The 22,006-nt window shown below is 64.1% G+C and carries 19 protein-coding genes, 2 tRNA genes and 1 pseudogene; 12 read left to right on the forward strand and 10 right to left on the reverse strand.

Annotated elements, in window-relative coordinates; genetic code table 11:
* Positions 1 to 80: 80 nt before the first annotated feature.
* The 3 genes from ACTDI4_RS13255 to rsmA are packed head-to-tail and all read left to right on the forward strand — an operon-like array spanning position 81 to position 2,871.
* On the forward strand, positions 81 to 1,022 hold the full coding sequence (locus ACTDI4_RS13255; protein ID WP_442841591.1) for a SurA N-terminal domain-containing protein: 942 nt from the start codon (positions 81 to 83) through the stop codon (positions 1,020 to 1,022).
* A gap of 20 nt (positions 1,023 to 1,042) precedes the next feature.
* A complete protein-coding gene (gene pdxA, locus ACTDI4_RS13260; RefSeq protein WP_442841592.1) occupies positions 1,043 to 2,050 on the forward strand; it encodes a 4-hydroxythreonine-4-phosphate dehydrogenase PdxA in 1,008 nt (335 codons plus the stop codon).
* The gene (gene rsmA / locus ACTDI4_RS13265) at positions 2,047 to 2,871 is read left to right on the forward strand and encodes a 16S rRNA (adenine(1518)-N(6)/adenine(1519)-N(6))-dimethyltransferase RsmA (protein ID WP_442841593.1); all 825 of its coding nucleotides are present in this window, start codon (positions 2,047 to 2,049) and stop codon (positions 2,869 to 2,871) included. The genes pdxA and rsmA overlap by 4 nt, the downstream gene beginning before the upstream one ends.
* Before the next feature lie 119 nt (positions 2,872 to 2,990).
* Here the strand turns inward: rsmA and ACTDI4_RS13270 are convergent, their stop codons facing one another.
* From ACTDI4_RS13270 to istA (ACTDI4_RS13280), 3 genes are all read right to left on the reverse strand, one after another.
* Entirely contained in the window at positions 2,991 to 3,500 is a 510-nt protein-coding gene (locus tag ACTDI4_RS13270; RefSeq protein WP_442841594.1) for a single-stranded DNA-binding protein, read from the reverse strand.
* Between the two features lie 511 nt (positions 3,501 to 4,011).
* Positions 4,012 to 4,749, reverse strand: a complete 738-nt coding sequence (gene istB / locus ACTDI4_RS13275; protein WP_442841067.1) for an IS21-like element helper ATPase IstB — start codon at positions 4,747 to 4,749, stop codon at positions 4,012 to 4,014.
* Positions 4,750 to 4,760: 11 nt separating this feature from the next.
* Positions 4,761 to 6,287 (reverse strand): IS21 family transposase, encoded by a 1,527-nt coding sequence (gene istA, locus ACTDI4_RS13280; RefSeq protein ID WP_442841595.1) that lies wholly within the window; start codon positions 6,285 to 6,287, stop codon positions 4,761 to 4,763.
* A 1,129-nt stretch (positions 6,288 to 7,416) separates the two neighbouring features.
* Between istA (ACTDI4_RS13280) and uvrA the strand changes: the two genes are divergently transcribed.
* The 3 genes from uvrA to ACTDI4_RS13295 all read left to right on the forward strand — a co-directional run bounded on the left by uvrA (position 7,417) and on the right by ACTDI4_RS13295 (position 11,646).
* A complete protein-coding gene (uvrA, locus tag ACTDI4_RS13285; protein ID WP_442841596.1) occupies positions 7,417 to 10,338 on the forward strand; it encodes an excinuclease ABC subunit UvrA in 2,922 nt (973 codons plus the stop codon).
* Positions 10,335 to 10,745 carry a DUF302 domain-containing protein gene (locus ACTDI4_RS13290; protein WP_442841597.1) on the forward strand — a complete coding sequence of 137 codons (411 nt, stop codon included), beginning with the start codon at positions 10,335 to 10,337 and terminating at the stop codon, positions 10,743 to 10,745. Before uvrA ends, ACTDI4_RS13290 begins: the two co-directional genes overlap by 4 nt.
* A gap of 88 nt (positions 10,746 to 10,833) precedes the next feature.
* Positions 10,834 to 11,646 (forward strand): DUF72 domain-containing protein, encoded by an 813-nt coding sequence (locus ACTDI4_RS13295; protein ID WP_442841598.1) that lies wholly within the window; start codon positions 10,834 to 10,836, stop codon positions 11,644 to 11,646.
* A gap of 51 nt (positions 11,647 to 11,697) precedes the next feature.
* On the opposite strand, the gene ACTDI4_RS13300 is transcribed toward ACTDI4_RS13295, so the two are convergent.
* The 5 genes from ACTDI4_RS13300 to ACTDI4_RS13320 all read right to left on the reverse strand — a co-directional run bounded on the left by ACTDI4_RS13300 (position 11,698) and on the right by ACTDI4_RS13320 (position 15,411).
* Positions 11,698 to 12,396: a PopZ family protein gene (locus ACTDI4_RS13300; protein WP_442841599.1), complete on the reverse strand. Its 699-nt coding sequence runs from the start codon at positions 12,394 to 12,396 to the stop codon at positions 11,698 to 11,700.
* 211 nt (positions 12,397 to 12,607) lie between these two features.
* Positions 12,608 to 13,993 (reverse strand): TolC family outer membrane protein, encoded by a 1,386-nt coding sequence (locus tag ACTDI4_RS13305; RefSeq protein ID WP_442841600.1) that lies wholly within the window; start codon positions 13,991 to 13,993, stop codon positions 12,608 to 12,610.
* Between the two features lie 176 nt (positions 13,994 to 14,169).
* A complete protein-coding gene (locus ACTDI4_RS13310) occupies positions 14,170 to 14,838 on the reverse strand; it encodes a protein-L-isoaspartate O-methyltransferase family protein (protein WP_442841601.1) in 669 nt (222 codons plus the stop codon).
* An 83-nt stretch (positions 14,839 to 14,921) separates the two neighbouring features.
* Positions 14,922 to 14,995, reverse strand: a tRNA-Cys gene (locus tag ACTDI4_RS13315).
* A 125-nt stretch (positions 14,996 to 15,120) separates the two neighbouring features.
* The gene (locus ACTDI4_RS13320; protein ID WP_442841602.1) at positions 15,121 to 15,411 is read right to left on the reverse strand and encodes a PGPGW domain-containing protein; all 291 of its coding nucleotides are present in this window, start codon (positions 15,409 to 15,411) and stop codon (positions 15,121 to 15,123) included.
* A gap of 216 nt (positions 15,412 to 15,627) precedes the next feature.
* Between ACTDI4_RS13320 and ACTDI4_RS13325 the strand changes: the two genes are divergently transcribed.
* From ACTDI4_RS13325 to istB (ACTDI4_RS13350), 6 genes and pseudogenes are all read left to right on the forward strand, one after another.
* Positions 15,628 to 15,702: transfer RNA gene (locus ACTDI4_RS13325), tRNA-Asn, on the forward strand.
* A 218-nt stretch (positions 15,703 to 15,920) separates the two neighbouring features.
* Positions 15,921 to 16,115, forward strand: coding sequence for a helix-turn-helix transcriptional regulator (locus ACTDI4_RS13330; RefSeq protein WP_442841603.1), 195 nt, complete (start codon positions 15,921 to 15,923; stop codon positions 16,113 to 16,115).
* Positions 16,116 to 16,244: 129 nt separating this feature from the next.
* Positions 16,245 to 16,634 carry a hypothetical protein gene (locus ACTDI4_RS13335; protein WP_442841604.1) on the forward strand — a complete coding sequence of 130 codons (390 nt, stop codon included), beginning with the start codon at positions 16,245 to 16,247 and terminating at the stop codon, positions 16,632 to 16,634.
* A gap of 42 nt (positions 16,635 to 16,676) precedes the next feature.
* A pseudogene (locus tag ACTDI4_RS13340) lies at positions 16,677 to 17,233 on the forward strand (helix-turn-helix domain-containing protein); the annotation flags it as partial.
* Between the two features lie 91 nt (positions 17,234 to 17,324).
* Positions 17,325 to 18,893 carry an IS21 family transposase gene (gene istA / locus ACTDI4_RS13345; RefSeq protein WP_442839288.1) on the forward strand — a complete coding sequence of 523 codons (1,569 nt, stop codon included), beginning with the start codon at positions 17,325 to 17,327 and terminating at the stop codon, positions 18,891 to 18,893.
* On the forward strand, positions 18,826 to 19,560 hold the full coding sequence (gene istB, locus ACTDI4_RS13350; RefSeq protein WP_442839287.1) for an IS21-like element helper ATPase IstB: 735 nt from the start codon (positions 18,826 to 18,828) through the stop codon (positions 19,558 to 19,560). The genes istA (ACTDI4_RS13345) and istB (ACTDI4_RS13350) overlap by 68 nt, the downstream gene beginning before the upstream one ends.
* A 379-nt stretch (positions 19,561 to 19,939) precedes the next feature.
* Here istB (ACTDI4_RS13350) and ACTDI4_RS13355 read toward each other — a convergent pair whose 3' ends face one another.
* Both ACTDI4_RS13355 and ACTDI4_RS13360 read right to left on the reverse strand, forming a co-directional pair.
* Positions 19,940 to 21,616: a recombinase family protein gene (locus ACTDI4_RS13355; RefSeq protein WP_442841605.1), complete on the reverse strand. Its 1,677-nt coding sequence runs from the start codon at positions 21,614 to 21,616 to the stop codon at positions 19,940 to 19,942.
* Positions 21,617 to 21,631: 15 nt separating this feature from the next.
* Positions 21,632 to 21,862 (reverse strand): hypothetical protein, encoded by a 231-nt coding sequence (locus ACTDI4_RS13360; RefSeq protein WP_442841606.1) that lies wholly within the window; start codon positions 21,860 to 21,862, stop codon positions 21,632 to 21,634.
* Positions 21,863 to 22,006 lie beyond the last annotated feature (144 nt).

Genomic DNA, 22,006 nt, shown 5'->3' on the forward strand with positions numbered 1-22,006 from the left:
GCAAGCGTGGCATATTGTTTGCCGGAGCCGGGGACCGGAATGCAGACGACTGGGTTTCACGAAGCCGGATTTCACATGGAATGTCCGCAATGAGGAAATATCTCTTTTCGGCAAGCCTTGCGCTGCTGGTCGCGGCAGGCTCCGTATCGCTGCCCGTCATGGCGCCGCCGGCATTCGCCAGCACGATCAAGTATATCGTCAACGACGTCCCGATCACCACCGGCGACATCCAGCACCGGGCCGCCTTCCTGCGCCTTCAGCGCCGCAAGGGCGATGCCGCGCAGGAGATGATCGACCAGACGCTGCGCCTTGCCGAGGCCAAGCGCCTCGGTATCCGCATTTCCGACAGCCAGGTCGATGAAGCCTACGCGCGCTTTGCCTCGTCCAACAAGATGCAGCTCGGCCAGCTCGACGGCATCATGGCCAAGTCGGGTGTCACCAGGGAGCATTTCAAGGAGTTCATCCGCGCCCAGATGGCGTGGAACCAGGCCGTGGGCGCGCGATTCCGGGCTGAGCAGGGCGGCGGCGGCATGAGCGAGCAGGATGCGGTGCGCCGCATGCTCGACAATGGCGGCAACAAGCCCACCGCCATGGAATACATGCTGCAGGAAATCATCTTCGTGGTGCCGGCTGCAGAGCGCAGCGCCTCGATGGCCAAGCGCAAGCGCGAGGCGGAAGCCATGCGCGCCCGCTTCAACGGCTGCAACACCACCCGCGAGTTCGCCAAGGGCCTTCTTGACGTCACCGTGCGCGACCTGGGCCGTGTCCTGGCACCGCAGCTTCCCTCGGACTGGGCCGACCAGATCAAGAAAACCAAGGTCGGCTCCGCCACCGCATTGCGCGAGACGGGCCGAGGCGTTGAATTCATCGGCATCTGCTCGGCACGCGAAGTCTCCGACGACAAGGTCGCGCAGATGATGTTCCAGAGCGAGAATGCCGGTGGCAACGACGACAAGGCGGACGCGCTCGCCAAGAAATATCTTGAAGACCTGAAGAAGCGAGCCCGCATCGTACAGCGCTGACCGTGCCGAACCTCCTCCCCTTGGCCGTCAGTTGCGGCGATCCTTCCGGGATCGGCCCGGAGATCGCCATTGCGGCATGGCATCTCCGCAACGAGAGGCAATCGCCGCCCTTCTACCTGCTGGCCGATCCGACGCTCGTTGCCGCCCGCTCGCGCCTGCTTGGCGTTGATATCCCGATCCGGGAAACGACGCCGCAAGAGGCGACCCGGACGTTTGCGGACGCCCTGCCCGTCGTGCCGCTCGCAGTGCATTTCACCGATGCCCCGGGGCACCCGGACACTGCGAATGCAGAGGGCGTGATCGAGGCGATCGACCGCGCCGTGGCCGATTGCCTTGCGGGCCGCGCCGCCGCCGTCGTCACCTGCCCGATCGCGAAAAAGCCGCTCTACGACGCCGGCTTCCGGTTTCCCGGCCACACGGAATATCTGGCCCATCTGGCCGAGCGCCACACGGGCGGCGCGGTCGTGCCGGTGATGATGCTGGCCGGACCGGATCTGCGCACCGTCCCCGTCACCATCCATATCGCGCTGGCCGACGTGCCGAAGGCGCTTACCGCCGAACTGATCGCGACGACCGCACGCATCACCGCCCATGATCTGGAAGCGCGTTTCGGCATCGCCAGGCCACGGCTGGCCATCGCCGGGCTCAACCCGCATGCGGGCGAAGGCGGCTCCATGGGCCTGGAGGACCGTGATATCGTCCAGCCGGCCATCGACAGGCTGCGCGCGGAAGGCATCGACGCGTTCGGCCCGCTGCCGGCCGATACCATGTTCCATCCGCGCGCGCGGGCCGGTTACGACGCGGCGATCTGCATGTATCACGACCAGGCGCTGATTCCGGCGAAGGCGCTTGCCTTCGACGAGGCGGTGAACGTGACGCTGGGCCTGCCCTTCGTCCGTACCTCGCCGGACCACGGCACCGCCTTCGACATTGCCGGCAAGGGCATGGCGCGGCCGGACAGCCTGATCGCCGCCTTGAAGCTTGCCCGCCGGCTTGCCGACCCCGCCTCCGCAACGGCAGCCGCATGAGCGCCGATGGCCTGCCGCCGCTCAGGGAGGTCATCGAACGCCACGGGCTGCAGGCCCGCAAGGCGCTCGGCCAGAATTTCCTGCTCGACCTCAACCTCACCGGCAAGGTGGCGCGCGCGGCGGGCGATCTGTCCGAGGTGACGGTGATCGAGGTCGGGCCCGGGCCCGGCGGCCTGACACGAGCGCTTTTGATGCACGGCGCCCGGCGCGTCGTCGCCATCGAGCGGGACGAGCGTTGCCTTGCCGCGCTTGCAGAGATCGCGGCCCGCTATCCCGGCCGGCTGGAGGTGATTTCGGGAGACGCGCTGAAGACGGATTTCGCGGCGCTTGCAGACGGCACCCCGACCAGGATCGTGGCCAACCTGCCCTACAATATCGGCACCGAGCTTCTTGTGCGCTGGCTGACGGTGGCCGAGTGGCCGCCCTACTACCAGTCGCTGACGCTGATGTTCCAGCGTGAAGTGGCCGAGCGCATCGTGGCGGGGCCTGGCGACGAAGCATATGGACGCCTCGGCGTGCTGGCCGGGTGGCGCACGCAGGCGAGGATCGCCTTCGACGTGCCGCGCCAGGCCTTTACGCCGCCGCCCAAGGTCACCTCCTCGGTGGTGCATCTCGTCCCGCGCACGGCGCCGCTGCCGGTCGATGTGACTACGCTCGGCCGGCTCACCCAGGCGGCCTTCGGCCAACGCCGCAAGATGCTGCGGCAGAGCCTGAAAAGCCTCGGCGGCGAAGAACTGCTTGCGCGGGCCGAAATCGATCCGACCCGCCGGCCGGAGACGTTGACGGTCGGGGAATTCGTCCGGCTGGCAAACGCGCTGTAGAGCCGCATCCCCGCCCTTGGCGGCAGGGGGACGTCAGACGGACACACCGGCCCGACGTCACACCGCAATGCGGAGTTCTCTGCGCCGGGCGACACGTCGCCCGGCCGTATCAGGGGCTGTCAGAACGGGATTTCGTCGTCCAGTTCGCGCGACGTGCCGCCGCCACCGCCGCGGCTTCCACCGCTGCCGGCCCGGCCATAGTCGCTGGGCCCGGACTGGCCGAAACTGTCGCCGCGGCCGCCGCCGGAATAGCCGACCTGGCCGCCCTCGCCCTGCCCGCGCGCATCCAGCATCTGCAGTTCGCCGCGGAATTTCTGCAGCACCACCTCAGTCGTGTAGCGGTCCTGGCCGTTCTGGTCCTGCCATTTGCGGGTCTGCAACTGACCCTCGATATAGACCTTCATGCCCTTCTTCAGATACTGCTCGGCGACCTTGGCCAGATTGTCGTTGAAGATCACGACATTATGCCACTCGGTCTTGTCCCTGCGCTCGCCGCTGTTCTTGTCGCGCCAGCTTTCCGACGTGGCGATCCGCAGATTGACGACCGGATCGCCCGAGTTCAGCCGCCGGATTTCCGGGTCGGCCCCCAGGTTGCCCACCAGGATGACCTTGTTCACGCTGCCAGCCATGATACTTCTCCACGCTCGTCCGAAACCAGATTTCGCCGCACCTTACAGTCTGCGGCCAAATGCGCCCACTTCAGACCGCTCTTTCCCCATACAATTTTTTTGTTCTCTTTATGTTCTAATCATTGATGACTCAGCCGTCAAGCGGTTCAGCGAGAAGATGGATGGACCTGTATCAAGGCCAGCTATCGCCCGCCGGCGTGCTAACTGGCTTTGTCGCGCGGTTGCCTGTATGCTCGCGGCCATGAAACGAACCCCATTTGCCATGCCTTTTTCGCGGGAAGTCTTTTTTGGCGTTTTCGTTGCCGCTCTCGTGCCGCAGGCTGTCTCCGCAGGGAACACCGCACAGCAAGGCAGCGCTCTGCCTGGCGTCGACGGCGACTACCGCATGCCGATTCCGAGGAAGCCGCCCCTTCATTCCGATTTGATCTCGCCCCCGGATTCCGAGATGATCTCGCCCCTAGGGACCGGGCTATGCTGGCAGTGATTGTTGTCATTTCGTCGAGCGCTTGTGTCAAGTCTTTCGCTGCTGGTCTCGGCGCAGGCTTTCTCCGGTCAGATCGATACGATGGGCATTGTGGACGAGCCGGTCGAGAATGGCGTCGGCATAGGTCGGGTTGCCGATTACGTCGTGCCATGCCGACACGGGTAGCTGGCTGGTGATGATGGTGGAGCGCCGCCCGTAGCGATCTTCGAGGATTTCGAGGAGATCGTGACGGGCCTGATCGTCGAGGGGTTCAAGGCCCCAATCATCGAGGATCAGCAATTGTACGCTGCCGAGCTTGCGCAGCAGGCGTGGGTAGCGGCCATCACCGCGCGCCAGCGCCAGGGATGCGAACAGTCTGGGCACACGCTGGTAGAGAACGGAGCGGTCGTCGCGGCAAGCCTTGTGGCCAAGCGCGCAGGCGAGCCAACTCTTGCCGACGCCCGCCGGGCCGCAGATCGCCAGATTGTCGTGGGCATCGATCCAGTCGCCGGCGATGAGCTTGAGGAACAGGGCCCGATCAAGACCGCGCTCACTGCGATAGTCGACATCCTCGGGGGCGGCCTGGTGACGCAGCTTTGCAAAGCGCAGGCGGCCCGCGAGCTTGCGATCGTAGCGCCAGCTCCATTCCCGGTCGAGCAGCAGACCCAGCCACTCGATATGGCTGAGCTGTTCGGCCTCGGCATTGGCGGTGAGTTCGTCGAATGCCCGGGCCATGCCGGTGAAGCCCATGGCGTTCAGGCGATCGAGGGTGGGATGTGCAAGCATGCCTTTCTCCTTCAGTGGTAATAGCGGGAACCGCGGATATTGGGGTGGTCGATGGGCTTGGCCGACGCCGTCCGCGGGGCGGTCGTCCGGTCGAGATGGTTGTCCAGGATGGAGCGGACCGAGCCGTAGGTCCGCGCGCCGATCTCAAGCGCGCGGCCGCAGGCGGCGTTGACCCTTTCCCGGCCAAAGCCCCTGGCCAGGCGGATGATGCCCAGACAGGCGCGGAAGCCCTGCTCGGGATGCGGCCGGTCGGCCAGTATCTTCTCGCACAGGAGCGCCGCGTCAGAACCGATCGCCGAGGCCTCGCGGCTGATCCGCTCGATCGTCCAGTCGGCGAAGCGGCGGTGCGACGACGGCATATGCTCGGGGACGGTGGTATGCCGGCCATTGCCGCTGGAGCGCATATGGGCGGCGATCCGCTCGCCCTTGCGGAACAGCTCGACGGTGCTCGCCGTGATGCGGGCCTCGATCTGCTCGCGCGCGAAGCGCCAGGGAACGGAGTAATAATGCCGATCGATCTCGACATGGTAGTCGAGGCCGGCACGCCGGATCCGCCATTCGGCGAAGACATAGCGTTCCGCCGGCAGCGGCCGGAGTGCCGGGCGGTCGATCTGCTCGAACAATTGCCGCCGCGTGCGCCCGACACGGCGCAGCACCCGGCGATCATTCAGATCGACGAGCAGATCGCCGATCGCCGCATTGACCTCGGCCAGACTGTAAAAGACGCGATGGCGTAGCCGACCCAGAAGCCAGCGCTCGACAATGCGCACCGCCGCCTCGACCTTTGCCTTGTCTCGGGGACGGCGCGGTCGGGTCGGCAGCACCGAACTGCCGTAATGCGCCGCCATCCCGGCATAGGTGCGGTTGACCTGCGGATCGTAACGGCAGGCCTTGATCACCGCCACCTTGGCATTGTCGGGAATGAACAGAGCCGGCGCGCCGCCGAAGCTCTCCAGCGCATTGACGTGGCAGCCGATCCAGTCCGGCAGCGTCTCGCTCCAGCGCGCCTCGGCATAGGACAGGCTCGATGCGCCGAGCACCGCCACGAACAGATGCGCAGCACGCATTTTGCCCGTCAGCCGATCTATGACCACCATCACCGTGTCGCCGGCATAGTCGACGAACAGCTTCTCGCCGGCGGCATGGTTCTGCCGCATCGTTACCGGCAGGTTTGCCGCCCACCCCCTGTAGAGGTCACAAAAACGGCTATAGCGGTAGCCGTCGGGATGGAGCGCGATGTATTCGTCCCACAGGATCTGCAGCGTCACATGCTTGCGCTTCAGCTCGCGATGGATCTCGGCCCAGTCCGGCTCGACGCTACGGCGGTGTCCTGTCTTCTTTCCGGATGCCTTATAGAGCGCCGCCTCCAGAACCGTGTCCGTGACCTCCTCGCCAAGCGGCCAGGTCAATCCGGCAGTCGCAGCGCGCCGGAGCGTCTCGCGCACCGTCGAAGGTGCAGCGCCCACCCGGTACGAGATCGCCTTGTGGCCAAGGCCTTCCTCAAATCGGTATCGCAAAATCTCGCGGACACGCCGCATCGCCAATCTCTCCGCCGGCATCTCGTTCCTTCCCTCGGACAAGCCAAAGAAGGAACTTTCACCAGCAGAGCGCCCGGCCCAAACGCCGCATCCAAGGGGGCGGCTTCATCTCGGAATCAGGGGGCGACTATTTCTCGGAACGAGGGGGCGGCATCATTTCGGGATCGGGGGGCGACATCCCTCGGAATTTGCATACCGCATCGTCAGGCCCGCGCCTGAACTGGAAGAGACTGCACCGGGCACGCGCTTCAACATCGGCGACATGGAGGTGCGTGTTTCCGGCTCGATCACCGTCGATATAGGCGTCGGCTCGCTGCACCCCCCACGTCACTGAGCCAACGGCGTCGCATCCCGACTTGCCGACACTGACACATTGGGGCGACACCGGGAGGCCTGAGCCCCCGCCGCGGCACATGGCAGCACCAACGCTACGGCCTCCGTCAGGGCGCGAGTTGCCCCACTTGCCACGCTACGCAGGAATGTCGCATCAAACGAGAACGGCCCCGCCGCTGCTTGTGCAATGCGGCCGGGGCCTTATGATCAGTTCCAATCACTTTCACCGGGATATTTAACCGGCTTTGGATTTCGGATGCTCCGCGGCGCTCAGCCGACGATCCGACAGAAGTCTCTGATTGTTGGGGAACGGTTGACCGGCTTGCCGCCAAGCCGAAAAGCCCTGCGGTGCCTAGGCCGACCGCGGCTCCACATGCAGGTGGAGCCTCAGGTAACTGTCCGGTGGACTCATGCCTCCACTCCTCTGTTCGTTGCTCCTTCTGCCGTCCGGAGCTCTGATTCGCTGGCCTGCGGCGCCTCGCAGGCCGCCTGTTCGGCACGAAGATCGCACATCAGGGCGATCGGTTCCGGGGACGCCTTGAATGTGGCCCCTGGTTTCCGCTGCGTCAAGTCCTGGGAGCCTGTCGGGAAAAATGTGATCGTCGCCACAAACGCGGTAGCCGTCCCCTTTGTCAGGAGCATGTTCGACCTTTGTTCTTTTCGCTTGCCGCTCCGGGCAAAAGGCGCTTAAACGCAAGGCATGCGTTTCTCGACGCGACGTCAAAACGACCTATATGTGGAGCGGCCGGGAATCCCCGCCAATCCGAAATTCCAGTTCTGAGGCGGCGGACCGGCAATGGCCGACCATAAGTTCATTTCCATTCGCGGCGCGCGCGAGCACAATCTCAAGAATGTCGATCTCGACCTGCCTCGCGACTCCCTCGTCGTGATGACGGGGTTGTCAGGCTCGGGAAAATCCTCCCTTGCCTTCGACACCATCTATGCCGAAGGGCAGCGGCGCTACGTCGAGAGCCTGTCGGCCTACGCGCGACAATTCCTGGAGATGATGCAGAAGCCGGATGTCGACCAGATCGACGGGCTTTCTCCCGCCATCTCCATCGAACAGAAGACCACCTCGCGCAACCCGCGCTCGACGGTGGGCACCGTCACCGAAATCTACGACTACATGCGGCTCCTGTTTGCCCGGGTCGGCGTGCCCTATTCGCCTGCCACCGGCCTGCCGATCGAAAGCCAGACGGTGAGCCAGATGGTGGACCGGGTGCTGGCGCTGGAGGAAGGCACCCGTCTCTACATGCTGGCCCCGATGGTGCGCGGCCGCAAGGGCGAGTATCGCAAGGAACTCGCCGAACTGCAGAAGAAGGGTTTCCAGCGCGTCAAGGTGGACGGCATCTTCTATGAGATCGCCGACGTGCCGGCGCTGGACAAGAAGTACAAGCATGACATCGACGTGGTGGTGGACCGCATCGTCGTGCGCCCGGATCTCGCCACGCGGCTCGCCGATTCCATCGAGACGGCGCTGAAGCTGGCCGACGGGCTGTGCGTGGCCGAATTCGCGGACCGGCCCCTGCCGGCCAGCGAAACCTCGGAGGAATCGGCCTACAAATCCAAGAACGAGACGCATGAGCGCATCCTGTTCTCGGAAAAATTCGCCTGTCCGGTGTCGGGCTTCACCATCCCCGAGATCGAGCCCAGGCTGTTTTCCTTCAACAATCCGTTCGGCGCCTGCCCGACCTGCGACGGGTTGGGCAGCCAGCGCGCCATCGACCCGAGCCTGATCGTTCCCGACGACAATGTCACGCTGCGCAGCGGCGCCGTGGCACCCTGGGCGAAGTCGACCTCGCCTTATTATGCGCAGACGCTGGAAGCGCTTGGCCAGGCCTATGGCTTCAAGCTCGGCGACAAATTCAAGGACCTCTCCGCCGAGGCGCAGCAGGCCATATTGCGCGGCACCGGCGAGCGCGAGGTGACGTTCCACTACGACGACGGCCTGCGCTCCTACAAGACCACCAAGACTTTCGAGGGCGTGATCCCGAACCTGGAGCGGCGCTGGAAGGAGACCGAATCGGCATGGATGCGCGAGGAGATCGAGCGCTTCATGTCGGCCACCCCCTGCCCGGCCTGCAAGGGCTACCGGCTGAAACCCGAGGCTCTGGCGGTCAAGATCGCCGGCAAGCACATCGGCGAGGTGACGGAGCTTTCCATCCGCAAGGCCAATGGCTGGTTTGAAGAGTTGCCGGCCCAGCTCAACGACAAGCAGAACGAGATCGCGGTCCGCATCCTGAAGGAAATCCGCGAACGGCTGCGCTTCCTCAACGATGTCGGGCTGGACTACCTCACCCTTGCCCGCAATTCCGGCACGCTGTCGGGCGGAGAGAGCCAGCGCATTCGGCTCGCCTCGCAGATCGGCTCGGGCCTCACCGGCGTGCTCTACGTGCTCGACGAACCGTCCATCGGCCTGCACCAGCGCGACAATGCCCGCCTGCTGGATACGCTGAAGCACCTGCGCGACCTCGGCAACACGGTGATCGTGGTCGAGCACGACGAGGACGCCATCCTGCATGCCGACCATGTGGTCGACATCGGCCCGGCCGCCGGCATCCATGGCGGCCGGGTGATCGCGCAGGGAACGCCGGCCGAGATCATGGCGAACCCGAACTCCATCACCGGCCAGTATCTGTCGGGCGAACTGGAAATCGCGGTTCCGGACCAGCGCCGACCCGGCAAGAAAGGCAAGCGCATCAAGGTGGTGGGCGCGCGCGGCAACAACCTGAAGAACGTGACCGCCGAGATTCCGCTCGGCACGTTTTCCGCGGTTACCGGCGTCTCGGGCGGCGGCAAGTCCACCTTCCTGATCGAGACGCTGTTCAAGGCCGCCTCACGCCGCATCATGGGCTCGCGCGAGCATCCGGCCGAGCACGATCGCATCGAAGGGCTGGAATTCCTCGACAAGGTGATCGACATCGATCAGTCGCCCATCGGCCGCACGCCGCGCTCCAACCCGGCCACCTATACCGGCGCCTTCACGCCGATCCGCGACTGGTTCGCCGGCCTGCCGGAGGCCAAGGCACGCGGCTACCAGCCCGGCCGTTTCTCCTTCAACGTCAAGGGCGGGCGCTGCGAAGCCTGCCAGGGCGACGGCGTCATCAAGATCGAGATGCACTTCCTGCCCGACGTGTACGTCACCTGCGACGTCTGCCATGGCAAGCGCTACAATCGCGAGACGCTGGACGTCACCTTCAAGGGCAAGTCGATCGCCGATGTGCTGGACATGACGGTGGAGGAAGGCGTGGAATTCTTCTCCGCGGTTCCGGCCGTGCGCGACAAGCTGGAAACCCTGAAGCAGGTCGGCCTGGGCTACATCCATATCGGGCAGCAGGCCACGACCTTGTCCGGCGGCGAGGCGCAGCGCATCAAGCTGGCCAAGGAACTGTCGCGCAAGGCCACCGGCAGGACGCTCTACATTCTGGACGAACCGACCACGGGCCTGCATTTCCATGACGTGGCCAAGCTGCTCGAGGTGCTGCACGAACTGGTCGAGCAGGGCAACACCGTTGTGGTCATCGAACACAATCTGGAGGTCATCAAGACCGCCGACTGGGTCCTCGACCTGGGGCCGGAAGGAGGCGACGGCGGCGGCGAACTGGTCGCGGCCGGAACGCCCGAGGACATCGTTGCCGAACCGCGCAGCTACACCGGCCAGTTCCTGAAGGAACTTCTGGAGCGGCGGCCGGGCAGCAAGCGGGAAGCCGCCGAGTGACGAGCGAGAACGGCATCGTTTCGATCGAAAGCCGTTTCGGGGTCGCCGAGACGATCGACCGGCTGGTAGAAACGGTGACGAAAGCCGGCCTTACGGTCTTTGCCCGCATAGACCATGCCGCTGGCGCGGCGCAGGCGGACATGCCGTTGCGTCCCACGCAACTGCTCATTTTCGGCCACCCGAAGGGCGGAACGCCGCTGATGCAGGACCGGCAGATTGCCGGTATCGACCTGCCCGTCAAGGCACTGGCCTGGGAGGACGAGACCGGCAGGGTCTGGCTTTCCTATAACGCGGCGGAGTGGATTGCCGGCCGGCACGGGCTCGGCGCGACGAGCGGACAAGCCGTGGAGGCATTGGCGAAAGGGTTGGAAAACGCAGCGGGCGTCGCAACCGACATCGAGCCGTAGACCCCGCCTATCCCCGGACCGGCCTGACGGACCGTGCCGGATTTATTGCACTAGCACGAATGATGCGGACGAATTGGAGGAGGAGCGCATGGCCAAGTCGGGAACCATCCGGGCAGGAATGGGCGGCTGGACCTTCGAACCGTGGGACACGGCCTTCTATCCCGAAAAATTGGCCAAGGCGAAGCAGTTGAACTACGCCTCGCGGCAGGTTCCGACCATCGAGGTCAATGGCACGTACTATTCAAGCTTCAAGGAGCCGACCTTCGTCAAATGGGCAGCCGAGTCGCCGGACGGCTTCGTATTCTCATTGAAGGGCAACCGCTTCATCACCAACCGCCGCGTGCTGGCGGAAGCCGGCGAATCGATGATGCGCTTCCTCGAGTCCGGAGTGGCCGCTCTCGGCGACAAGCTCGGCCCGATCCTGTGGCAGTTTGCCCCGACCAAGAAGTTCGACCCGGACGATTTCGAGGCCTTCCTCAAGCTGCTGCCCGAAAGCCAGGACGGGGTAAAGCTGCGCCATGCGCTGGAGGTTCGCAATCCTTCCTTCGTGGTGCCGGAATTCGTGGCGCTTGCGCGCAAATACGGTGCGGCGATCGTCTATGCCGATCATGCCACCTATCCGGCCATCGCCGATGTGACCGGCGATTTCGTCTATGCCCGGCTGCAAACGGGCAAGGACGAAAATCCCGACTGCTACACGCCCGCTTCACTGGACGAATGGGCCGCGCGGGCCAGGATCTGGGCCGAGGGCAAGGTGCCCGAAGACCTGCCACGCGCCGACCCGGCCGCGCAGGCGCCCGTGAAGCCGCGCGACGTGTTCGTCTACTTCATCACCGAGGGAAAGGTCCGTGCACCGTTCGGCGCGATGGCGTTGATGTCGCGCGTGGCACAAAAAGGCTGAGCACGGCATCAGGCAGGATCTTGTTTTGCTGCCCGGCAGGCAGCAGCGGCATCAGGCGCCTGCGCCGCGCGCCACGCGCTCGATTTCCTCGCGCACCAGCCGCTCGACCAGCGTCGGCAGGTTGTTGTCCAGCCAGTCCTGCAGCATCGGGCGCAACATTTCCTGCGCCATCTCGTCGAAAGTCTTGCGGCTGCGGCTAGCAAAGGCCTCGGAAAGCTCCTCGAAGGCGGCAGCCACCTGCCGGCTGGTCTGCTCCGACACCAGGGCCGGCCGCGCGGACAATGCCTCTGCGGACATGTCAGGCGAAGTCTCCGTCGGCGGCGCAGCGGCTTCCGCCTCGACCGTTACCGGCGACGGCTGCCCATATTCCAGTTCCGGCTCGTGTCGCTCGAAAACCATCCCGGCCGGATCGCTCTCCGCCGCGCTAGCCGGGTCGCCGGCCGGCTGGCTTTCCTGCGCGATGCGGTTGCCGATCTCGGCCAGCGAGATCGGAGCGCGTTCGCCCTCGGCCGCAGCGGCATCGGCCGCATCCGGGACTTGCAATTGCGCCTGCACTTCGGCGAGCGTGATCTGTCCGAAGGGTTGCGGATCGGCCTGCAGTTCGGCCCGAAACGCATCCACCTCCGGCAACGCCGCATCCTGCGCCTCTTCGAGTTCGGACGCGTGCGGGAATTCGCCGGACTCGGCCGGCCGGCGACCGGAATCGCTGTCCTCGATGATCCTCCTGATGGAGGCCAGTATCTCTTCCATCGAAGGTTCGCGCTGTGCGCTGCTCGCCGTGGCCATCGTCACATTCGCCGCCCTTGTGACCTGTTGCGTCGCCGAACCGGAAATCTGCCGGATCGAATCACGTCACCAAGCGTAACTGACCGATGAGCCGACGAGAATCCCCAATCTCGGGGTTCGGCGGATTTCAACAGGATAGCCGGGCGCGACGCCGACAGCCGCAATCGGCCCGAAATCAGCGTCCGTCAGGCGTGCGCAGGCCGTACCACTTGTCCTTGACGGCATTGTAGTGCTCTTGCGGCTTGTACTTGACCACATTCAGCGCCAGCCGCTCGGTCGACAGCCGGCCGGTGGCCTGCAGGATCGCATAGCTGGCCAGCACCACGTCGCGCTCGGAGCCGGCGAGGTTGATCTGGGCATTGACGACATCGTTCTGCGCGTTGAGCACGTCCAGCGTGGTGCGCTGGCCGACGTTGCGCTCCTCGATGACGCCATTGAGGGCGAGCCGCGCCGCCGCGACCAGGGCGCGGTTGGCATCGACGCCTTCGCGCGCGGCCGTATATGACGTCCAGGCGGCGGCAACGGCGTTGCGCACCTGGTCCTGCATGACATCGACTTCGATCCGGGCCTGGCCGAGCTGCTCCTTGCTCTGGCGCACCTGCGCCGAAGCCCGCCCGCCCTGATAGATCGGCACCGTCAGCGTCGCGCCGATGCTGGCGGAGGTCTGGGCGCCGGTGTTGAGCTGCGAAGCGCCGAAACCGTTCGCGTACTGATCGTTGTACGAGACGCCCGCGGATGCGGTGACCGAAGGCAGCAGCGTGCCCTCGGCGGATTTCACCGAGAAAGCGGCCGCATCCACCAGATGCTGGTTGGCAAGAATGGCGGGATGCTCATTCGCGGCGATCGCGAAGGCCGATTCGAGATTGTTCGGAATCAGCTTGGTAAGCGGGCTCGCAGGCTTCAGCGTACCGGGCTGTTCGCCGACGATCTGGCGATAGGCCGCTTCGCTGGCGAGCGCCTGCGCGCGCGCCGCACTGAGCTGGGCAACGGCATTGGAGCGCGCGGCATCGGCCTGCGCGACGTCGGTGCGCGTGCCTTCGCCGACCTCGAAGCGCGAGCGTGCCGCGCGCACCTGCTCGGTCAGCGCCTTGAGGTTCTGCTCCGTCAGCTTGGCCACCTGCCGGTCGTGGATCACGTTCATATAAGCCTGGGCGGCAGAAAAGAGCGTGTTTTCCTCGGTATTGCGCAGGCTTTCAACCGAAGCCGATACGCGCGCCTCGGCGGCCGACACATTGTTCTTCGTCTGGAAGCCGTCGAACAGCGTCTGGTTGATCTGCACCCCGAAATTGCCCTGGGTCAGACGCGTCGTGCCGCCGCCGCTGCTGCGTGAGGCCGAATAGTCGATGCTGGCAGAGCCTGCGACCGTTGGACGGTAGCCCGACTTGGCGATGGCCACGCCCTCGTCGGTGACGCGCACGCCGGCCCGGGCAGAATTGAGCGACGAGTTGTTCTTGTAGGCCTTGGCCAGAGCACCCTGGATGGTTTCGGCCGATGCCGGCAGTGAGAGCGCGGCCACCGAAACGAACAGGGCGGCAAGAAGGCTCTTTTTGGCAGATCGCACGGCGTATCCCTCATTCGTTCACGGGAACTGCGCCGCTCCGCCATCCTCGAAAGGTGGCCGGCGCCGCGTTTCCCGTTCCCCTGCCGCCGGAGCTGCTTTGAGCAGAACCAGGCCAGGCAGCGTCGTTTGAAAACGATAGCCAACATGCCACGATGCCGGCCGCAACAGAAAAACGCTCAGAACTCGAATGCATGCATGCGTTCAAATCCCGGTAGTGGCTTTATTGCCGCATTGAAGGTGCGCCGCCCCGTAACGACCCCGGCCGTCTTGAGATAAAGGCGCGCAATGCCGGCATTGCCGCTTCCCTCGACGGCGACAAGACGCCCGCCTTCGGCGAGTTGCTCGAACAGTGATTCCGGCACTTCTTCGACGCTGCCGCCGATCAGGATCGCGTCATAGGGTGCGCTGGCGGCATGGCCTTCCCTGAGCGGCCCGGTGACGACCTCGGCATTCCTGCAATCGAGCTGCGCAAGAATCGAGCGCGCCGTCTCGGCCAGCGCCGAATCGCTTTCCAGGGCCACGACCGACCGCGCCAGGCTCGACAGGATCGCGGCCGAGTAGCCGGTGCCGCAGCCGACATCCAGAACGTTGTCCTGCGCGCCGACCTCCGCGAGCTGGATCAGGCGGGCCAGCGGCGACGGCTCCATCAGGTAGCGAGCGCTGCCCGGGCCGCCGGCGATGCGCACGTCCTCGTCTATATAGGCCAGGTCGCGCAAGTCGGGGCTGACGAACAATTCGCGCGGAACCGTCAGCATGGTCTGCAGCAAGGGAGCGCTGGTTACGTCGACGGTGCGAATCTGGCCGTCGACCATTTTCACCCGGCGCTCGGCGAAATCAGCATCCATGTCGCAACAATCCCGCTTCCGGCGCGCCACGGCGCCATGCCTTCTTCAGGAACATGCCGGCGCTGCGCGCCGGTCCGGGATCTTGGAGGCCTCGCCCGGAATCGAACCGGGGTGCAAGGATTTGCAGTCCTCTGCGTAACCACTCCGCCACGAGGCCTCGATCGCTCCGGCGTTCCACGCGAACTCAATAGGTTGGAGGCAAATGGGCGTCAAGCGGCAGACGGCTATTTATCACAGGCGGACTGCCGCAGCACCCGAGGCACGGCCGGGTACCGGCATTCCTCAGCCGTCGCGCGGGCGGCGGCGCCTTTCCCACCACACCACCACGCGGCGCCTGTGGCGGCGCACCCAGCCATATTCGTAGGACAGCACGAGCAGCCCCAGCGGAATCATCCAGAAACCGAGCACGGGCAGGAAACCCAAACAACCGAGAATGACCAGAACGACGCCGATCGCGATGCGCAGACGGCGCGAGCGCGGCAGAACGAACTCCCGTCCGAAAAGAGAAATTCGGCGCCGTGGCGTTTCGGAAACGTCGCTGTCTGCTGCCATGCCGGGGTCTGGTCCTTTCATGCTTGAGCCGCCTCGCCCGCGTCGGATCATCGTCGTTGCCGGGTCCGTCCGACCACATTGTGCCCGCGGCCGCAATGCCGGCGCGCAAGGCATGGTAACGTCATTTGCCGGGCGAGGGAAAAGACTGGCGGAAAAAAGCGGGAAAATGTGAATTGCTTCTTTGCAAACGCGAAACGGGCCTGCTATAGGCTGCGCCGTTCGCATGAGAGCACCTGTTCCCCGGTAGCTCAGCGGTAGAGCAACCGGCTGTTAACCGGTTGGTCGCTGGTTCGAATCCGGCCCGGGGAGCCACTTTAAAATCAAGCACTTAGCTGAAATTTAAGCGTGGCGCGCGAAGCGCCTTTCTTGATTTATGGCAACGTTTTGGCAACATCTTTGCCAACTCGGCCCATCCTTCGGTCGCGGCCCGATTCGACAAAACCCCACCGAAAAATCTGCACTTATGTCGAAGACGCGGATCGGTCCGCTGATAGCTTCGCAAATCGTTAGAACCGAGTGCGAGGTGAAATATGCAGCTTCTCGACTATGCCGCCCTGAAAGCAAGGGGCATCCGCTACAGCCGCCCCCACCTGTGGCGGCTCATGAAAGCGAAGGAGTTTCCGCGCCCGGTGAAACTGGGGGGCGGCGGGCGCAACCTGTGGGTTGAAAGCGAGATAGACGCTTACCTGCAACGGAAGATCGCGGAACGGAACGATGCGGCCTGACGCAAAAAGGAAAGCCGCCCTCTAGCAAAGGGCGGCTCCTTCTTGTGCGAGATGCGGGTACGGTGACAAATAGGAATTTATCCTTATCGCCCGCAAATTCAAGCCCTTCTTGCGCGGCGAGCCAATTCCATGAGCTTTGACAAAATTCCCGACGAATTGCGCCAGCGTGTGCAATGGGTAGTGTGGCAACCGTCAAAAATCCCATGCTGCGCGAGAACCGGCAAACCTGCTAGCGTCACCGATCCGCAAACGTGGTCCTCGTTTGACGAAGCCGTAACGGCATTCCAGTGCGGCAACGGTCGCTATGCTGGCATTGGCTTCGTTTTCACGGCCGACGATCCCTATTGCGGCATCGACCTAGATCATAGCGACGACCCGGTTATCGTTGCTCGCCAACAGAAGATATTCGAGGAATTCAACAGCTATTCGGAGTTCTCTCCGAGCGGCAAGGGCCTGCACATAATTATTAGAGCGGATTTCGACCGTTATGAATCGAGAGTGGATTCCCTCGGAGCGTAATTTCTGATTCAGGATCCGTGCTGGTGATGGAGGCCGGCATGGATGGGCCAACCTCTTTCGATGGATTTGCGTTCGCGGCTTCTGGCGGCGGTTGATGATGGTATGAGCTGCCGTGCGGCAGCCGCTCGCTTTGGCGTTGCACCATCGACGGCGATCCGCTGGCAGGCGCAGCGCCGGGAAACTGGCGACTTTTCTCCCAAACCACAGGGCGGCGATATGCGGTCACGCCGGATCGAGGAGCGTGGGGCGGACATCCTGGCGATTTGGGAAGCGCGCAGGGACACCTCGCTTGAGGAACTGCGCCTGGCGCTGATCGAGATCGGCTTGCACGTCTCGATCGCCGGGCTCCACCGCTTCTTCGCGCGCCGTGGCATGACGCGCAAAAAAAGACTGGCCATGCCGTCGAGCAAGACCGTCCCGATATCCTGAAGCAGCGCCGGGCCTGGTTCGACGGCCAGATCGATCTGGAACCGGAGCGTCTTGTGTTCATCGACGAAACATGGACCACCACCAACATGACCCGCAGCCATGGACGCTGCCCAAAAGGCGAGCGGCTGCGGATGGGCTTCCCGCATGTGATTTTTCGTGGAATGAGGACCCTGTTTGAGGGGTAATTTTCGTCCAAACGGGACCCCTTAACGTGGGGTCATCAAAGTGCCTCCGGTTTGATCGGAGGCATTTGTGTTTTGGATGTTGGTTGTGGAGACGATTGCAAAGATACGCCGGCTGTCGCTGGTGCAGGGGAAGTCGATCAAGGCGATCTGCCGGGAGCTGAAGATCTCGCGGAAAGTGGTCCGCAAGGTGCTGCGCTCGGACGAGACGGAGTTCCGGTACGAGCGCAAGCATCAGTCCTATCCTCGCATGGGGGCCTGGCGCGAGAAGCTGGACGGGCTCCTGTCGGCGAATGCAGCGAAGCCGCAGCGGGAACGGCTGACGCTGATCCGGATCTTCGAGGAGCTTCGCGGCCTCGGCTATGACGGCAGCTACAGCTCAGTGTGGCGGCATGCGCAGGATTGGGAAGAGCAACGCGGCAGCGCCGCGGCCGAGGCCTATATCCCGCTGAGCTTTGCGCCCGGCGAAGCCTATCAGTTCGACTGGAGTCACGAGGTCGTCCTGCTGGACGGCGTGACGGTTACGGTGAAGGTGGCGCACATGCGGCTCTGTCATAGCCGCATGTTCTTTGTTCGGGCGTATCCGCGCGAGACGCAGGAGATGGTGTTCGACGCCCATGATCGGGCCTTCGCCTTCTTCCGCGGAACCTGCACGCGCGGCATCTACGACAACATGAAGACGGCGGTGGACGCGATCTTCATCGGCAAGGATCGCCGCTACAACCGCCGCTTCGCGCAGATGTGCGGACATTACCTTGTCGAACCGGAAGCTTGCACGCCGGCGTCGGGTTGGGAGAAGGGCCAGGTCGAGAACCAGGTCGGGCTGGTGCGCGAGCGCTTCTTCACGCCGCGGCTGCGCTTCAAGACGCTGGAGGACCTGAACGGCTGGCTGGCCGACAAATGCGTCTCCTACGCCAAGGCGCACCGGCACCCCGAACAGGACGGCCGCACGATCTGGGAGGTGTTCGAGGAGGAGCGCGGCAGCTTCATCCCCTATGCCGGGCGCTTCGACGGCTTCCACTGCATTCCCGCCTCGGTGTCGAAGACCTGCACGGTGCGCTTCGACAACAACAAATACTCGGTGCTGTCGAGCGCCGTCGGCCGGCCGGTCGAGATCCATGCCTATGCCGATCGGATCGTCATCCGCCAGGACGGCGTGGTCGTGGGCGAACATGCCCGCTGCTTCGGCCGCAACGAGGTGATCTACGACCCTTGGCATTACGTCCCGGTGCTGGCCCGCAAGCCCGGTGGACTGCGCAACGGCGCACCGTTCAAGAATTGGGTTCTGCCGTCGGCCATGGAGAAGGTGCGCCGCAAGCTCAAGGCCGCCGATGACGGCGACCGGCAGATGGTGTCGATCCTCACCTGTGTGCTGAGCGACGGATTGAACGCGGTCGAGGCGGCCTGTCAGGAGGCGCTCGATCACGGCGTCTCGTCGGCGGCGGTGATCCTCAACATCCTGGCCCGCCGCCGCGACCCGGCGCCGGGCACGATCCTTTCCATTCCCCAGGCGCTGAAGCTGGCTCACGAGCCGATCGCCGACTGCGCCCGCTATGACCGTCTAAGGAGAGCAGATAATCATGGAACGCACCGAGGTTCTGGAACTGATGGGCACGCTGAAGCTCTACGGGATGCGATCAGCCTATGACGAGATCATGGGCGTCGCCATCAAGCGGCAGCACGAACCTCCGAAGATCGTCGGCGATCTGCTGCAGGCCGAGATATCGGAGAAGCAGGCCCGCTCCATCAAATACCAGCTCACCGTCGCCAAGCTGCCATTGGCCAAGGACGTCGATGACTTCGACTTCACCGGCACGCCCGTCAACGAGAGCCTGATCCGCGATCTTGCCGGCGGAGCCTTTGTCGCCGATCAGCGTAACGTCGTCCTGGTCGGCGGCACCGGCACGGGCAAATCCCATCTAGCCATCGCCATTGCCCGGGCGCTTATCCGCAACGGCGCGCGCGGCCGCTTCTTCAATGTCGTCGACCTGGTCAACAGGCTGGAGACCGAGACCCGTGCCGGCCGCCAGGGGCGCATTGCCGATCACCTGACCCGGCTCGACTTCGTCGTGCTCGATGAACTGGGCTATCTGCCCTTCGCCCAGGCCGGCGGGCAGTTGCTCTTCCATCTCGTCTCGAAACTCTACGAGCGCACCAGCGTCATCATCACCACCAATCTGGCGTTCGGCGAATGGCCCACCGTCTTCGGCGACGCCAAGATGACCACTGCGCTGCTCGATCGCCTGACGCATCACTGCGAGATCGTCGAGACCGGAAACGAATCCTGGCGCTTCAAGAGCCGCTCTCAAAGCTAAAGCCAAAAACCAACGAACCGCACCCGATCAGGCTGTGCAACCCCGACCAGCTTCGCCTGATCGGGCGCTAACCGCCGTGCCCTTCATCAACCCCAAAACCGGGGTCCCTTTTGCACGAAAATACAGGGTCCCGATTCCACGGTCATTGACAAGCTATCGGCCGGCCGCAGCGCCTTCAATTCGCGGTCAGTGCTATAGGATCGCTTCTCCATGCCGCAGGCTCCCGTGGCAACATTCTGGCAACATTTTCTGTGAAATACCATGTTGCCAGATGCAACACAACGAAAAGCCGTACAGCATCATCGCATTGAAATATCTATGGTTTATGATGCAAGGCGCAACGGTGCGAAATACGGCAAAAAGGCACCCCACACGTCTGTTAACCGGTTGGTCGCTGGTTCGAATCCGGCCCGGGGAGCCACTTCGGTTCAAAACTGCGAACTTCGCGCCTGCGAGTTAACACTACGCCTCCGGCCGCAAGAAGCGCATCGAACAACCAGAGCTTCGATCCCACTATCCTGACCTCGCTGTCACTGACCTCGACCCTCTGGGCGAGTTTCTGGACGTGGTGGCGCGCGTAGCCGCCACCGGAGGTGCGCAGCTTGCGCTTCGCCTCCGCCGCGAAACGGCGCACCATCTCCGGCGTGATCTCGATCGGCCTGTTGCCGTCCTTCGCTTCGGCACGCTCCACGTCGGCGCGCGCCGAATCGCGAATCGCCTTCAGTTCGGCGATACGGCCCTTGAGGTTCTCGTCCGTCCGGTCCGCGATCCCGTCCTCGATCGCTCCATAGAGACGCGTCAGGCGGGCATCGGCATCGTTGGCCTGCCGCTTAAGCTGGGCGATGCGATCGCTCGCGTCGTCCGCGTCGTGCCTGCGGCGCTCCAGAAGGCCGGCCAGAATGTTCGCCGCCCGGTCGCCGGCCAAGACGCGCTGCTCGATATGCTCGACAACCAGATCATCGAGCCGGTCCATGGGAACCGTGCGGCCTGGGCAGCCGGTCTCCCCCTGCCGCGCCCTGGTGCAGCAGGTGTAGTAGCGATAGTCGGCCTTCTTGCCCGACGTGCGAAGCGTCATCGCTCCCCCGCAATCGGCGCAGAAACAGATGCCGCCAAGAAGCGTCGGGCCGGTCACGAAGCGCGGAGCCTTCAGTTGCGGGCTTCGCTCGCGCAGCATCTCCTGAACCTCGTCGAACTCGTCCTTGTCGATGATGGCCGGGACCTGAACCTCCACCACCTCATCCTCGGGCTTCGCCTGCTTCTTGCGCCAGCTATAGACGTTGAAGCGGTGGATGCCGATGTAGGTCGTGCGGGTCAGTATCTCGTGGATCATGCCGAGGCCCCAGCGCCCGCCGGTGGCGGTGCGGATGCCCTTGTCGTTGAGGTGTCCGGCGATCTGGCGCGCACCCATCGGGCCGCTCTCGCCGATGCCGACGCGGGCAAGCCGGAAGATCAGGCGGACATGATCGGCGCGCAGCGGATCGACCTCCAGCTTCTTCTTGGTCCGCGTCCCGCGCTGCTCTGTTTCGACAACGCGGTAGCCAAAGGGCGGCCGCGAACCGTTCCAGTAGCCCTGCCGGGCATTCTCTCGCATGGCCCGCAGCGTGTGCTTGGCGTTCTCCTTCGACTGGTACTCGTCGAAGAGAGCCATGATCTGCCGCATCATGACGCTCATCGGGTCGTCGCCGAGATCCTGTGTGATCGAAACCAGTCGGACGCCGTTCTTGGCGAGCCTGCGGACGTAGAACTCAAGCTGGAACTGGTCGCGGAAGAAGCGCGAAAAGGAATGGACGACGATCACGTCGAATAACGGCGGCCGCGCCGCCGCAGCGTCCATCATGCGCTGGAATTCCGGCCGGCGGTCATCGGTGGCCGACGCGCCCGGCTCGACATATTCGGACACGACGCGCCAGCCCTTGCCTTCGCAGAAGGACAACGCCTGCCGGCGCTGGTCGGGGATTGACAGGTCGTGCTCGGCCTGACGCCCGGTCGAGACGCGGAGATAGAGGACGGCGCGTATGCGGCCATCGGCGTCGGTTGCGCTTTCGGTATTCGTCATGATGCACCTCGCACTTCAGCGACGGGGGCCGAAAAGCTCGTCCAGAAGGTCGGCGAAATGCACCTCGATAATGTCGAGTTCGGCGTCCGTGATCGGGATGTCCTGCGGCCAGTCGTCAGTGACGACGGGCCGCCATTCCTTCTTGCGACCGGCAGGCCGGCGCGCAGGAACAGGTTTGCGCTTGTAGTCGAAAAGATCGACCACATCGCCAAAGGTCTTCCCCAGCCTGTCCGGACGGCGTGCCATCCGTCCATCGTGGGCAAAAGCGCCAGGACGGCAAGCTCCAACCGCTCCACCAGTCCGTCGCCGGAATCGCGCCCAAGCGCGCAGGATCGCGCGAACGGCTGCGAGATCGAAACGTAGCGCGCCGCCGCGTAGCCGAGAAACTTG

Source organism: Mesorhizobium sp. PUT5 (assembly GCF_052216645.1).
Classification (GTDB): Bacteria; Pseudomonadota; Alphaproteobacteria; order Rhizobiales; family Rhizobiaceae; genus Mesorhizobium.

What these genes read in the sequence shown, in the direction of transcription:
- ACTDI4_RS13330 (WP_442841603.1), top strand. Translation starts at nt 15,921, where the DNA reads ATGCAGCTTCTCGACTATGCCGCCCTGAAAGCAAGGGGCATCCGCTAC.
- istA (WP_442839288.1), top strand. Translation starts at nt 17,325, where the DNA reads ATGTTGGTTGTGGAGACGATTGCAAAGATACGCCGGCTGTCGCTGGTG.
- ACTDI4_RS13310 (WP_442841601.1), bottom strand. Translation starts at nt 14,838, where the DNA reads ATGGATGCTGATTTCGCCGAGCGCCGGGTGAAAATGGTCGACGGCCAG.
- ACTDI4_RS13360 (WP_442841606.1), bottom strand. Translation starts at nt 21,862, where the DNA reads ATGGCACGCCGTCCGGACAGGCTGGGGAAGACCTTTGGCGATGTGGTC.
- ACTDI4_RS13255 (WP_442841591.1), top strand. Translation starts at nt 81, where the DNA reads ATGTCCGCAATGAGGAAATATCTCTTTTCGGCAAGCCTTGCGCTGCTG.
- istB (WP_442839287.1), top strand. Translation starts at nt 18,826, where the DNA reads ATGGAACGCACCGAGGTTCTGGAACTGATGGGCACGCTGAAGCTCTAC.
- uvrA (WP_442841596.1), top strand. Translation starts at nt 7,417, where the DNA reads ATGGCCGACCATAAGTTCATTTCCATTCGCGGCGCGCGCGAGCACAAT.
- istA (WP_442841595.1), bottom strand. Translation starts at nt 6,287, where the DNA reads ATGCGGCGTGTCCGCGAGATTTTGCGATACCGATTTGAGGAAGGCCTT.
- ACTDI4_RS13335 (WP_442841604.1), top strand. Translation starts at nt 16,245, where the DNA reads ATGAGCTTTGACAAAATTCCCGACGAATTGCGCCAGCGTGTGCAATGG.
- ACTDI4_RS13295 (WP_442841598.1), top strand. Translation starts at nt 10,834, where the DNA reads ATGGCCAAGTCGGGAACCATCCGGGCAGGAATGGGCGGCTGGACCTTC.
- ACTDI4_RS13300 (WP_442841599.1), bottom strand. Translation starts at nt 12,396, where the DNA reads ATGGAAGAGATACTGGCCTCCATCAGGAGGATCATCGAGGACAGCGAT.
- ACTDI4_RS13355 (WP_442841605.1), bottom strand. Translation starts at nt 21,616, where the DNA reads ATGACGAATACCGAAAGCGCAACCGACGCCGATGGCCGCATACGCGCC.
- ACTDI4_RS13270 (WP_442841594.1), bottom strand. Translation starts at nt 3,500, where the DNA reads ATGGCTGGCAGCGTGAACAAGGTCATCCTGGTGGGCAACCTGGGGGCC.
- istB (WP_442841067.1), bottom strand. Translation starts at nt 4,749, where the DNA reads ATGCTTGCACATCCCACCCTCGATCGCCTGAACGCCATGGGCTTCACC.
- rsmA (WP_442841593.1), top strand. Translation starts at nt 2,047, where the DNA reads ATGAGCGCCGATGGCCTGCCGCCGCTCAGGGAGGTCATCGAACGCCAC.
- ACTDI4_RS13320 (WP_442841602.1), bottom strand. Translation starts at nt 15,411, where the DNA reads ATGAAAGGACCAGACCCCGGCATGGCAGCAGACAGCGACGTTTCCGAA.